Source organism: Cutibacterium nasicola (assembly GCF_051303185.1).
In the GTDB taxonomy this organism is placed as follows: Bacteria; Actinomycetota; Actinomycetes; order Propionibacteriales; family Propionibacteriaceae; genus Cutibacterium.
Map to the genome: position 1 here is coordinate 107,105 of NZ_JBPPGE010000006.1, position 12,969 is coordinate 120,073.

A 12,969-nucleotide genomic window follows, 5' to 3' on the forward strand; every position below is an offset into this window, starting at 1 on the left:
TTCGGCCTGGTCCGGGCGACCGAATCACCAACAACCCCAAGGGTAGAATGGCTGGCATCTTTGGTTACCACGACTCCTCTGACGACCTGCGGGTCGTGACGTCATTGCGCTCGGTCGACCCCGCCCAATGGTTCAGCTGGGGGGCCGAGGTGGTCGTCGCGTGCCTGTTCCTCACCTGTACCTATGTCATGGTGGCCCAGCCATTCTTCGGCAATGGCGCGTGCCCTCTGATGCTCCCGCTCTTCGGAGCGGCTGCTGTGGTGCTGGAGGTGTTGTGCATCGCCAGGGATGCACGGGGGATACCGACTCCGCGGGAGTGGTCTGGCCCCCTCACCATCGTGGTGTGCAGTTTCCTGGCTCTGCTGGTCTGGGCGGCGGCCTCAATCCCCTTCCATGACCATGTCGTCTATGACGATTCCATGGGGGTCATCAGGGACATGCCGCTCTATGCCCTCGTCGTGCCCCTGGCCGAGGCGACGATGACGATTCTCGTCGCTGTCTTCGCGTGCCGACTCATCGCGGTGGAGAACCTCGAAGGAGCGCTGTGGCGACTGTCCATTCTGATGGCGATCGCGAACCCAATTGGGCTCGTCGCCGAATACTCAGTCGGTAATACGACCGGATGGCGGGTTGCCACCAGGCTCGGTGGCGCTGCGATCTGTCACGTAGTGCTGATCCTCGCCTTGGCCGTCGCCGTCGAGGCCGTCATCCGGAACCGTCACCGGATCATCTCGAGCGTGGCCGTCGTCAGCCACCTGGCCTGTGTGGCGGCGTCCGGGTCCCGTGCCGGGATCATCTGCCTGGCCCTGTTCATCGTCGGTCTGTTTTTCTTCGGACGCCCTCATCGCGGACGAAGCCATAAGCAATGGGCCATCCTTGCGATCCTGGGGATAGCGGTGGCCGGAGTTGCCATGTGGCTCGTCTTGACGCTGCGGGCGGGGTCGCTGGTGGACCCAGCGCGGGCGAGGACGTGGGCTCTGGCGGGGCGCGTCGTCCTTGAGTCACCGGGGCGTTTCCTGATGGGAACCGGCTATGGGACCATCTGGCCATGGTTCGTCTTTGAGTCCGCCTTCATGCCCGGGGCCTCCCACGGCATGCGCCAGACCCTGTACGGCTACAGTCTTCCGCACGCTCACAGTGTTGTGGCCCAAGTGCTGGGGGAGCTCGGGGTGATCGGCCTTGCCCTGGTGCTGGTCTCCCTGGGCACCGTCATCGCGGTGTGCATCAGGGGGATTGGCGGAGACTGCCCGGTGTTGTGCCTCGGGGTGCTCGCGACGATACCGGCCTTCCTGATGGACACCTACCTCATCAAGAACTTCCCGATCGCACTGTTCTGGTGGTTCTTCACGCTGGTTGCCTGCCGCCTGGTGACGACTGCGGGGAACGATCCTGCTGAACAAGTGTCCTCAGACCGCTGATTCGTGCGGGAAATCCGTGCTCAGCCGTGGTTTTTCGGGGTGAATCAACAGACAGTACGGCTGGGTACTAGCCTGAACCCGTTGTCAGCTCACATTTGTGACGGCTCTGGGATACTTCCTGACGATGTTCCGCTCCCCGAAGGTCACCGACCGGGAGCGTGGTCACCTGTGGTCCTTCCTCCCGCTGTGGGTGGGCCAGGTGCTCTTCATCATGCTCTTCGAGCAGGTGGCCGGAAAGATGGCCCCGTCGCCAAGGACAGTACCGACGGCCACATCGCAGGTTCCGCCCTTCTCAAGCCCGAGCCCAGGTGATCAACCCAGCCACCGTGCTCATCCTCGCCGGTTTGTTGAGCGTGTGGTTGCTGGCAGCGGCTTGCGGTCAGGGTCTGGCTGCGGTGACGATCGTGCTCTTCGCCATGGACCCAGTCGAAGATGCGAAGATGGGGGACGTTGAGCAGGTGTCTGAGGAGGCCGGGGGCGAGTCGACTGGGTTGTGTATCAGAGGCACCCAGCCTGACATGCCTTGGCCAAGGTGCCTCCATCGTGTGTGGCGATCGGGTTGCTGACAGCTCCTGGTGCCATCCCAGGTGGCAGCCGATGGGATCAGGAACCGATTTTCCACCAACGTCCAGCGTCTTGGTCCAGTCCGAAAGCCAGACGGGAGGTGGTAAGGACCGGTCGGTCGACGTTCCGACGACGTTCGCATCCACGCGGACGTGGAGAGGGCCGCTGTCATCGCGACAACGGCCCTCGTCGTGTATGGAGCGGGATCAGGCGTCGAGGTCGGACTCGATGAGATCAGCGATGGTGTTGACATCATCCTCGTTGTCACCGGCGACCGTGACGGAATCGCCAGCGCCAGCGCCGAGGGTCATGATGCCCAGCACGGACTTGGCGTCGATCGGCTCTCCTTCCTCAGCGGCCAGGGTGACGGTGGAGCCGAGCTTGGCAGCCTCCTGTGAGATGACGGCGGCGGGACGGGCGTGGAGTCCGACGGAGGATCCGACCTTGACGATTCTGCTGGCCATGATGGTGTTCCTTTCGGGATTGTGTGTTGTGGTGTGGAGATTTCAGGCGGTGGCCTCGGCCTTGCGCTTGGCCGATGCCTTGAGGATGGTCACGAGCAAGGCTGCCACGACGGTACCGACGACAATGGCCAGAATGAAGGCCCAGACCCGGTCAATGGCGAAAAAGACGAAGATTCCGCCATGGGGGGCCTTGGAGGCCGCGCCCAGAGCCATCGACAGGGCGCCGGTGACAGCTCCGCCGACCATCATCGAGGGGATGACGCGCAGTGGATCAGCGGCTGCGAAGGGGATGGCACCTTCGGAGATGAACGAGGCACCCAGCAACCAGGCAGCGGTACCGTTCTCCCGCTCGGCCGGCTGGTAGAGCTTCGGGCGCAGGGTCGTCGACAGGGCCATCGCGAGGGGCGGGACCATTCCTGCTGCCATGACGGCGGCCATCACCTTGAGAGACCCGACGTTGGAGACGGCGAGGTTGGTCGTGGCGAAAAGGTAGGCAGCCTTGTTGATGGGACCACCGAGGTCGGAGCACATCATGAGGCCCAGAATGATTCCGAGGATGACCGCCGAGGCCCCGTTCATACCACCCAGCCAGTTGTTGAGGGCGTTGGTGAGGGCGGCCAGAGGCCGACCGAGAACCACGTACATGAGGCCACCGGCAATGAGGGATCCGACGAGCGGGATGATGACGACCGGCATGAGGCCACGCAGCCAGCGCGGCGGGTTGAGGCGGGTGAACCAGTAGGCGACCAGGCCGCCCAGCAGACCGCCGATGATGGCGCCGATGAACCCGGCCCCGGTGACCCCGGCGATGGCACCAGCCACGAACCCAGGGGCGATGCCGGGGCGATCAGCCATACCGAAACCGATGTAGCCGGCCAGCGCGGGAAGCAGGAAGCCGAAAGCCGCTTGGCCGACGGCAAAGAGAACCGCGCCGATGTAGGTCATGGCGGCCGATCCACCCAAGGCATGGGCCGTGGGTGCCGGAAGATTGTTGAAGGTGTTGTTGAGGGCGATGTCCATGCCGTCCGTGGCGATCTCATATCCGCCGAAGAGGAATCCCAGGGCGATGAGCAGACCACCTGCCGCGACGAACGGAATCATGTAGGACACACCGGTCATGAGGGCTTGCTGGATGCGCTTGCCCCAGCCAATCTGGGAACCAGTCTGCTCGGACTCCTGGCGTTCCCCGTGGCTCGCGGGAACGCGATGGGCGTGGGGATCCTTGGCTGCCGCGACGGCCTCGGCGACCATCTTCTCGGGCTCGTTGACGGCGCGCTTGACCCCGGACTCGATGACCGGCTTGCCGGCGAAGCGTTCCCGACCTTTGACGCCGACGTCAGTGGCGAAGATGACGGCGTCAGCGGCCTCGATGTCGGACGAGCTGAGAGGCTCGGTGGTGGTGGAACCCTGGGGCTCGACCTTGACGTCAACGCCCATTTTCTTACCGGCAGCCGTGAGGTAGTCGGCGGCCATGTAGGTGTGGGCGATGCCGGTTGGGCAAGCCGTGATGGCGACGATGTGGCTGGTGGGCGTCTGCTCGGGGGCTGTCAGGTCGGTCCCGGCTGCGGTGGCGGTTGCTGATGCAGGTGCGTCCTCCTGAGGGTCGACGACTCCGCCGATGAGGTCGACGACCGTCTGGGCGTCGGGAGCTTGACGCAGCTGCTTGACGAACTCGGGCTTGACGAGGGCGCGGGCCAGCTTCGTGAGGAGCTTCATGTGGTCGGCGCCACCGTTCTCGGATGCGGCGATCATGAAGACGAGGTCAGCGGGCCCGTCAGGTCCGTTGAAGTCAACCCCGGGGGACAGGCGGGCGAAGCCGAGTGAGGGCTGGGACACTGCTGCGGAGCGGCAGTGGGGGATCGCGAATCCGCCGGGCATGCCGGTCGGGCTCTTGGACTCCCGCTCCAGGGCGTCGTGGGTCAGGCCTTCGGCATCCGCGCGTCCGGCCCGGGCGATGATTCCGGCGACCGAGGTGATGACTTCGGTCTTGGTCGAGCCCAGATCGGCGTCGAGCGACACCAGTTCTGGGGTGATGAGAGGGGCGTTCATCGGTTCTCCGATCTCACAGGTGGGTAAAACTGACGTGGATGGCGTCGGCCTGGGAAGGGGTCGGCATGGTTGATCCTGGGAGGGCTGCGGCGGCCGTGCCCCAGGCGACGGCGGTGCGCAGGCAGTTCTCGGGCTGGTCACCGCGGGTATGGGCCAGCAGGTATCCGGCCAGGGAGGAGTCACCGGCGCCAACGGTCGATTTCACCTCGACCGGGTCGGGCCAGGCGTGCCAGGCATCGGTCTCGGTGACCAGCAGGGCCCCCGCTCCTCCGAGGGTGACCAGCACCTCGCCGATGCCGTGCAGACGTCGGGCGGCAGCGACGACGTCGTCGAAATGGCCCTGTTCGGCAGCGGCTTCCAGACAGTGGCCGTCGATCCCGCAGAGCTGACCGAGCTCGACGGAATTGGGCTTGACGAGGTCGGGAGCTGATTCGGGGAGTTCTCGGGACAGCTCCTGCAGGGGCTCGTCAGAGGTGTCGACCGCGACCTTGACCCCGGTTTCGTGCAGACGGCGGGTCGTGGTGGCGTACCACTTCGAGGGGACACCCGGGGGTAGCGACCCGGACAGGACGATCCATTCGGCGTCGGTTGACGTCTCGAGGATGACCTCCTCGACGGCGGTCAGTTCGTCGGGTGTGAGTGCGGCTCCGGGTTGGTTGATCTTGGTTGTGGTGCCGTCGGGTTCGGTGATGGTGAGGTTGACCCTCGCCGACGCTGAGATCGGGACGGCAACGTGTGGGATCTTGTCGTCGGCGAGGCCGGTGACCAGCTGGTCCTTGGTTCTCGCCGGAACGACGGCGCAGGTGTCGACTCCAGCGCCGCAGAGGACTCGGGAGATGTTGACGCCCTTGCCAGCGGCAACCTCAGTGGAATTACCGAGTCGGTTCACCTGGCCGCGCTGCAGCGGCCCAGGTAGGGATGCAGTGCGGTCGATGCTCGGGTTGAGCGTGACTGTGACGATCACGTGGACTCCTTCGTCGCTTCTCCCAACGGTCCCGCGGATGTGAGAGGCCTTTCAATGTTGGGATGTGTGACACTCTAAACCAAAAACACACGGAAAGCAACAACAAAACAGATATTTTGTGTTGTAAATGTTGGATGCGCACTGCGCTACCTCGTGGTCGATGCCCGCCGGGCTCGTCTCGATACAGTCCGCCGTGTGGTGATCGCGGTTGTGAATGGGGTTGTCTGCCACCTGTAGTTGCAGGAGTCGGTGTCAGCAACCGAAATACCACACATGGTGGGGGTGTACGTGTCACGGCGGGCCGACGGACGGGTGACCTCGTGGCGGATGCGCGATGGCGTGTGACGAAGAACGCGCTCGGTGGTGGACGACCTCAGGCGATGACGATCTCGACGCCGGACTTCTGCAGCATCTCGACCTGGTGTGAGGTCACCCCGGAGTCGGTGATGATGACGTCCACGTCACCCAGCTCCGCGAACCTCATCGTCGACTCCGCCCCCATCTTTCGCGAGTCGGCCAACACGACGACGTGATGGGCGCTTGCGATCATCGCCGCCTTTGTCGCGACCTCGTCGGCGTCGGGGGTGGAGAGGCCATGTTCGGCAGAGATGCCGTTGGTACCCATGAAGGCGACGTCGACGCGCAGCCGTGAAATGGCATCGACATTTCCGACGGTCGCCTGAGTGGTCGGGCGTAGTCGCCCTCCCAGGAGGTGCACGTCGCAGGCGCTGTGGGTGGCCATGGTACTGGCGATCGGCGATGAGTTCGTGAACACGCTGACGCGCCTCGTGGGGGGCACGATTGCGGCGAGCCGACCGGTCGTCGATCCAGCGTCGAGGATGATCGACCCCGTGTCTGCTGGTAGGTGGGACAACGCAGCCCTGGCGATTTGCTCCTTCTGGCTCACTGCGGAGGAATCGCGGGTGTCGAGAGGTTGATCTCCCAGCAGGTCGAACTCGATCGGGATGGCGCCACCATGGACGCGTCTCAGCATCTTCTGGCTGCACAGCTGATCGAGGTCTCGCCGAATGGTCTCCGGGACAACCCCCAGGGCGGTCGACGCATCGGACACCGACACTCGACCGGTCTCACGGGCGGTGTCGATGAGCCACTTGTGTCTCTCGGCGGGATACACCGGCCCTCCTCAATGAAAACCACCCAGCGCAAACAGGATGAAACTCCTAGTCAGACGCATGACATGGGCAAGACTGTGATGGTGGGAGCATAACACGAACTCATTGTGGTGGTCCTCCCGGATAGACTGACGGGGTATCCGCGAATCCCAAGGAGTTCAGGAATGAAAATTGCCGTCGTCGCCATGGGCAAGATCGGGCTTCCCCTGGCCGTGCAGTTCGCCGAGAAAGGTCACGACGTCATCGGCGTCGACGTGCAGCAGCGCGTCGTGGACGAGATCAACAAGGGCAACGAGCCCTTCCCCGGTGAGGCCTACCTCGACGAGAAGCTGAAGAAGCTCGTCCCGGCAGGCAAGCTCACCGCCACCACGGATTACTCCAAGGCGATTCCGGACGCCGATGCGATCGTCATCGTCGTCCCGCTGTTCGTCAACGACGAGACCTGGGAGCCGGACTTCGGTTGGATGGAGGCCGCCACCAAGTCGCTGGCCGCCCACCTCACTCCGGACACCCTGATCTCCTACGAGACCACCCTGCCGGTCGGTACCACCCGCAACCGCTGGAAGCCGATGATCGAGGAGATCTCCGGTCTGACCGAGGGCAAGGACTTCCACCTCGTCTTCTCCCCGGAGCGCGTCCTCACCGGTCGTGTCTTCGCCGACCTGCGTCGCTACCCGAAACTCGTCGGTGGCCTGAACGACGAGGGCACCGCCAAGGGCATGGAGTTCTACCAGCAGGTTCTCGACTTTGATGACCGTGACGATCTGCCGCGCGTCAACGGTGTCTGGGACATGGGTACCGCCGAGGCCGCCGAGATGGCCAAGCTCGCCGAGACCACCTACCGCGATGTCAACATCGGCCTGGCCAACCAGTTCGGCAAGTACGCCGCCGCCAATGGCATTGACGTCTACAAGGTCATCGACGCCTGCAACTCGCAGCCCTACTCTCACATCCACCGCCCCGGTATCGCCGTCGGTGGCCACTGCATCCCGGTCTATCCGCGCCTCTACCTGTGGACCGACCCGGAAGCCACCATCGTGCGCACCGCCCGCGAGGCCAACATGACGATGCCGCAGTACTGTGTCGACCAGGTTGCCTCGGTGCTGGGTGATCTGTCCGGCAAGAAGGTCGTCGTTCTCGGCGCTTCCTACCGCGGCAAGGTCAAGGAGACTGCCTTCTCTGGCGTCTTCCCAACGGTCGAGATCCTGGCCAAGGCCGGCGCTGACGTCAGCGTCCACGACCCGATGTTCACCGACGACGAGCTCGGCAAGTTTGGTTTCAAGGCATACCACGTCGGTGAGCCCGTCGACGGAGTCCTGCTGCAGGCCGACCACCCCGAGTACGCCGAGCTGACACCCGCCGATCTGCCCGGCGTCAAGGTCCTCGTTGACGGTCGTCACGTCGTCGACCCGGCCAGGTGGGACGGCGTCAAGGTCATCGTCGTTGGTGACGGGGAGGCCTGAGTATGTCCCTTGCCCGCGTGTGTCACGTCTCGACCGTTCACAACCCACGCGACGGGCGCATCTTCCGCAAGGAATGCGCCAGCCTGGCCAAGCGTGGCGCCGATGTGTGGTTCATCGGTGCCCAGGACGGTGACGAGATCGTTGACGGGGTGCATGTGGTGGGAATCGGCAAGGCCACCAACCGCATCGACCGTCTGACCCGCCGTCAGGCCAAGGTGTGGAAGGCCCTCGACCGGGTGAACCCTGATCTCGTCCACATCCACGACCCCGAGCTCATCCCGCTGGTACTGGCGTGGAAGAAGCTGCGCGGGCGGGCAGCAGTCTTCGACGCCCACGAGGATCTCGTCGCCCAGATCGACGGCAAGGAGTACATGTCGCCGAAGGTCAAGCCGGTTGCCCGAGCGGTCGCCAAGACCCTCGTCACCACGGCTGACAAGTGGTTCGACGGTGTGGTCGCGGTGACCGATGGGGTCGCCGAGGACTTCGGTCACCGCAACCAGAAGCTGGTCCACAACTATCCGCTGCTGTCGAGCTTCGACACCACGGTGGAGGGGGAGAAGACCCCAGGCCAAATCGTCTACGTCGGCATGCTGTCCAAGGGACGTCAGACCGACAAGATGTTCGACATGATGGACCTGATGGACGGTGACGCCCGTCTCGTCATCGCCGGCAAGCAGGACCCCGAGGTCGCTCATCTGTTCGACCAGCTTGACAGGCATCCGCGCGTTGACTACCGCGGATCCATCCCGGTTGATGAGGTGCCCGGTCTGCTCGGGTCCTCGGTCGTCGGCCTGGTTTTCCTCGAGCCGCTGCCCAATTACGTCAACTCGCTGCCCACCAAGCTCTTCGAGTACATGGCGGCTGGAATCCCGTTCATCTCGACCGACCTGCCGTTCCTGGTGAACATGCTCGAGAAGTGGGACTGCGGAGTCTTCGTCGACACCTCGAAGGACGCCAAGGCCGCGGCCGAGGCTGCCAAGGAGCTGCTGGCCGATCCTGAGCGCTGCAAGCGTCTCGGTGAGAACGGTCGGCGCGCCATTGCCGAGGAGTTCAACTTCGAGGCTGACGTCAACGCCCTCGTCGCGGTCGAGGAGCGCGCCCTCAAGCGTCAGGACTCCCAGATCGTTGAGGCATGACCCGGACCCTCACCCGTGTCCTGGTGGCCCTGCTGCCGTTGACGGTGCTTTTCGGCGCCTACGCGGCGGTGGGGTCCTTGACGTCCTTCCGGGCAGTCGTGGCCGTCCTGGCCGTGGTGGCGTTGATCGAGGGGACGTCGTGGTCGCGGCAATGGCCGTTGGTCATCTTCGGGGCCGCCTGGGTGGTCATCGCCGTGGTGTCCGGACTCATGGTGTCCTGGACACCGGCCTGGGGTGACCTCGCCAACCTCGTCATCGGGCTGGTGCTGGTGTGGGCCCTGTCCAGGGTGAGGAGTGACGAAGCCCTGGACGACCTGGCTCTGGGGTGGGAAGTCGCCATCCTCATCAGCCTGCCGATCGCGCTGTGGGAACACCGCACGACGCGCCACCTGCCGCAGTTCATCAACGGTCTGTGGCGGGGTCGTCCTCTCGTGTACCCGTTGCCGGGAACTTTCTTTCCGAACCCGAACTACTACGCCCTGTTCCTCGTGCTGGGGCTGGGACTCATCGTCTGGCACGCCGTCGTCAAGGGCGGTTGGCGGCGTTGGTGCCACGCCGTTGTGGCCGTGGCAGGCTTCTACCTGCTATGGCTGACGGGGTCGAAGCTGTGTCTCATGGGTGCGGTGCTGATGGCCGTCGGAGCAGCTCTGACGTGGAGATTCGGTCGGTTTGCCGTTGGTGCGGCAGCGGTGGCAGTCGTCGTTGTTGCCTTTGGGCCAGGACGGGCGACGCTGGTCTCGACGTGGAATGATGTCGTCGCCGTGCTGGTGCACCATGCCAATCTCGGCTCACGCTCCTGGCCGGTCAGACTGTCCCTGCTCGGCTTCGGTCTGCACCTCATCGCGACGCACCCGTTGGTCGGGGTCGGACCCGGTGGGTTCGCCCATCTGTCGCGTCACTTTGCGGTGTATTCCCTGCACCACAAGACCAATCCCCACAACGGACTCATCCATGTGGCCTCCGACTACGGTGTTCTCGTCGCTGCTGTACTCGTCGTGGCATGGGTGTGGGGGATCGTCGGGGCGTTCCAGCGATGTGCGCATCATTCGGGACGAATCCGCCAGATCGCCAGGCTGTACATCGCGATGATGTTCGCGGTCCCCGCGCTCATGATGGCCAACAGCGTTTTCGTCGGGCCGAACGTTGTTGCCCTGTGGATGGCCGTACTCGTCCTGCTCGACACCATGATCGGATCCCGGGACGCGGTGGTGCCGAGACGTGCTGCCCGCGAGGAGGCGTGAGTTGGCGGCGCTGGACGATAGGGTGGGCTGACGTACGGTACGTGGGCAGGAAGGTGCATCAATGCGCGTCGTAAGCATCGTCGGGGCTCGTCCCCAGTTCGTGAAGTTGGCTCCGGTGGCCAAAGCCTTCGCGACTGAGGGGATCGATCACAAGATCATCCACACCGGTCAGCACTACGACGTCAACATGTCCGACTCCTTCTTCGTCGAGCTCGGCATCCCGAACCCTGACTTGCATCTGGGCGTCGGCGGCGGCTCCCACGGCGTCATGACCGGCCGCATGCTCGAGCAGCTCGACCCGGTGCTGGAGGACATGAACCCGGACTGGGTGCTCGTCTACGGTGACACCAACTCGACCATTGCCGGCACCCTATCGGCGGTCAAGATGCACCTGCCGGTGGCCCACCTCGAGGCTGGCCTGCGTTCCTTCAACCGCCGCATGCCTGAGGAGCACAACCGCGTTCTCACCGACCACGCCGCTGACCTCTGCCTGGCACCGACCGAGGTTGCCATGGGGCATCTGGCCGACGAGGGACTGGCTGCCCGCTCCGTGCTCGTCGGTGACGTCATGACCGATGTCTGCCTGCAGGTGCGCGACTCCGTCCTCGCGAACCCGCGCCCGGTGCCCGGTGTGAAGGATGGCGAGGAGTACGTCATGGCGACAATCCATCGTGCCGACAACACCGATGATCCGCAGCGCCTGACCCACATCCTCGACGCTCTCGGCAACGTGGATCGTAAGGTCATCCTGCCGGTGCATCCGCGTCTGCGTGCCCGCGCCGAGGCCGACGGCGTCACCATCGCTCGCGGCAACCTCACCACCATCGACCCGTTGGCCTATCCCGACATGGTCAACGCCGTCACCAATGCCGCCGGCGTCATCACCGATTCCGGCGGTCTACAGAAGGAGGCCTTCCTGCTCGGCACCATCTGCACGACGGTGCGTACCGAGACCGAGTGGGTGGAGACCGTCGAGAACGGCTGGAACGTGCTTGATCCCGACGCCGAGCATCTCGCCGAGCACGCCGTCCGTCAGCATCCCGCGGGCGATCCGGGGCACCCGTTCGGCGACGGTAAGGCTGCCGTCAACGTCGCCACGGTGCTGCTCACGGCCGGCAAGAGGAACTGATGACCGATTCCCCTCACATCGGCAGGGTGGTGTCCCTGTCGACGGTGCACCACGGCCACGACAACCGGGTCTTCAACAAGGAGGCGCGAGCCATGGTCGGGGCCGGCCACGACTATCACCTTGTCATCTCCGCCGAGCACGACGGGGTCGACCAGGGTATTCCAGTCGTCGCTTTGCACCGCGAGGAAGGGCGAGTCCGTCGGCTGGTCGTCAGCCAGCGGGAGGCGTGGCGTCACCTGCAGACCCTTCAGCCCGAGGTGCTGCACATTCACGATCCCGAGCTCATCCCGTTGGCACTGCTGTGGGGGCGCCGTCACCGCTGCAAGGTCATTCACGACGCCCACGAGGACCTCATCGGCCAGGTCGACACGAAGCCTTATCTGGGCAAGGTGACGCGGCCACTGGCTCGGTTGGCTGCTCGTGGTCTCGTGGGGCTGGCCGACCGTGGGGCTGATGCCGTCGTTGCCGCGACCCCGACGGTGGGGGAGAGATTTCACCACTCCCCGGTGACAGTGGTGCGGAACTACCCGTGGCTGCGCAATTACGACGTGATGCCTGCCCCAGTGCCGGGACGCATGGTGTACGTCGGAGATCTGTCGGAGGAGCGCAAGCTCTCCTTCATGATCGAGGTGACGCGCAGGGTCCGTCAGAAGGTACCGGAGGCCCATCTCATGCTGGCGGGGCGGGTCCTGCCGCGCTGTCAGAAGGTTGTCGATGACGCCGTCGCCGAGGGCTTCGTCGAGCATCTGGGGTTGATTGGCCCAACCGAGGTGCCGAAGGTGTTGGCCAGCGGACAGGTGGGGTTGGTGTTCCTCAAACCGTTGCCGAACTACGTCGCATCCCTGCCAACGAAGCTGTTCGAGTACATGGCCTCCCAAATACCGTTCGTGGCATCCGATTTCCCGGCATGGCGGGAGATGTTCGACGGCTATGGTGCCGGCATTTTCGTCGACACCGACGATGCCGCTGCGACCGCTGATGCCGTCTGCGTGCTGCTCGCAGATCCGCAGCGTTGTCGCGAGATGGGTCGGGCCGGTCGCCGGGCTGTTGAGGCGGGACTGAACTTCGAGTCTCAGGCCGAGGCGCTGACGGGGCTGGTTTCTCGCCTGCTCAAGGGGTGATCCTTCGGAGCCAGGGCACGGTACCCGTCGTCCTTTCTGCCTCGGTTCAGCACTTGTTCCCGTTCACCGCAGTATCGACTCATTCCGGCCAGGGTCAAGGTTGCCCGGCGCTGATCCAGGCCACCCCAACCCTTCCCCACCCTCATCTTTCCCCACCCACTCTGCTCCAGCGCGCCCGCACTCACAGCTGCTGTGGTAATTGGGGTGATGAACATGCGGTGAGCCATCCCTCGTAGCGAGGATCGGGTTAAGAAGACGGTTTTCCACAGGAGCTTCGGCTACCTCAA

General features: G+C 64.4%; 10 protein-coding genes and 1 pseudogene. 7 read left to right on the forward strand and 4 right to left on the reverse strand.

Annotated features, from left to right (window positions below; genetic code table 11):
* Window positions 1-47 precede the first annotated feature (47 nt).
* Both ACSJJT_RS10590 and ACSJJT_RS10595 read left to right on the forward strand, forming a co-directional pair.
* The gene (locus ACSJJT_RS10590; protein ID WP_435918238.1) at window positions 48-1,418 is read left to right on the forward strand and encodes an O-antigen ligase family protein; all 1,371 of its coding nucleotides are present in this window, start codon (window positions 48-50) and stop codon (window positions 1,416-1,418) included.
* 97 nt (window positions 1,419-1,515) lie between these two features.
* A pseudogene (locus ACSJJT_RS10595) lies at window positions 1,516-1,777 on the forward strand (peptide MFS transporter); the annotation flags it as partial.
* A 411-nt stretch (window positions 1,778-2,188) separates the two neighbouring features.
* On the opposite strand, the gene ACSJJT_RS10600 reads toward ACSJJT_RS10595, so the two are convergent.
* The 4 genes from ACSJJT_RS10600 to ACSJJT_RS10615 all read right to left on the reverse strand — a co-directional run bounded on the left by ACSJJT_RS10600 (window position 2,189) and on the right by ACSJJT_RS10615 (window position 6,594).
* Window positions 2,189-2,446, reverse strand: coding sequence for an HPr family phosphocarrier protein (locus tag ACSJJT_RS10600; RefSeq protein WP_435918239.1), 258 nt, complete (start codon window positions 2,444-2,446; stop codon window positions 2,189-2,191).
* 42 nt (window positions 2,447-2,488) lie between these two features.
* Window positions 2,489-4,495 (reverse strand): PTS fructose transporter subunit IIABC, encoded by a 2,007-nt coding sequence (locus tag ACSJJT_RS10605; RefSeq protein WP_435918240.1) that lies wholly within the window; start codon window positions 4,493-4,495, stop codon window positions 2,489-2,491.
* A gap of 13 nt (window positions 4,496-4,508) precedes the next feature.
* The gene (locus ACSJJT_RS10610; protein ID WP_435918241.1) at window positions 4,509-5,459 is read right to left on the reverse strand and encodes a 1-phosphofructokinase family hexose kinase; all 951 of its coding nucleotides are present in this window, start codon (window positions 5,457-5,459) and stop codon (window positions 4,509-4,511) included.
* 373 nt (window positions 5,460-5,832) lie between these two features.
* Window positions 5,833-6,594, reverse strand: a complete 762-nt coding sequence (locus ACSJJT_RS10615; RefSeq protein WP_435918242.1) for a DeoR/GlpR family DNA-binding transcription regulator — start codon at window positions 6,592-6,594, stop codon at window positions 5,833-5,835.
* Between the two features lie 162 nt (window positions 6,595-6,756).
* Here ACSJJT_RS10615 and ACSJJT_RS10620 point away from each other — a divergent pair, with 162 nt between their 5' ends.
* The 5 genes from ACSJJT_RS10620 (at window position 6,757) to ACSJJT_RS10640 (ending at window position 12,682) form a co-directional block, all read left to right on the forward strand.
* Complete coding sequence (locus tag ACSJJT_RS10620) at window positions 6,757-8,055, forward strand: nucleotide sugar dehydrogenase (protein WP_435918243.1); 1,299 nt, start codon at window positions 6,757-6,759, stop codon at window positions 8,053-8,055.
* Window positions 8,056-8,057: 2 nt separating this feature from the next.
* Window positions 8,058-9,191: a glycosyltransferase gene (locus tag ACSJJT_RS10625; protein WP_435918244.1), complete on the forward strand. Its 1,134-nt coding sequence runs from the start codon at window positions 8,058-8,060 to the stop codon at window positions 9,189-9,191.
* The gene (locus tag ACSJJT_RS10630; protein ID WP_435918245.1) at window positions 9,188-10,432 is read left to right on the forward strand and encodes an O-antigen ligase family protein; all 1,245 of its coding nucleotides are present in this window, start codon (window positions 9,188-9,190) and stop codon (window positions 10,430-10,432) included. Before ACSJJT_RS10625 ends, ACSJJT_RS10630 begins: the two co-directional genes overlap by 4 nt.
* A gap of 61 nt (window positions 10,433-10,493) precedes the next feature.
* Window positions 10,494-11,561 carry a non-hydrolyzing UDP-N-acetylglucosamine 2-epimerase gene (gene wecB, locus ACSJJT_RS10635; RefSeq protein ID WP_435918246.1) on the forward strand — a complete coding sequence of 356 codons (1,068 nt, stop codon included), beginning with the start codon at window positions 10,494-10,496 and terminating at the stop codon, window positions 11,559-11,561.
* A complete protein-coding gene (locus ACSJJT_RS10640; RefSeq protein ID WP_435918247.1) occupies window positions 11,561-12,682 on the forward strand; it encodes a glycosyltransferase in 1,122 nt (373 codons plus the stop codon). The genes wecB and ACSJJT_RS10640 overlap by 1 nt, the downstream gene beginning before the upstream one ends.
* The last annotated feature ends 287 nt before the right edge of the window (window positions 12,683-12,969 follow it).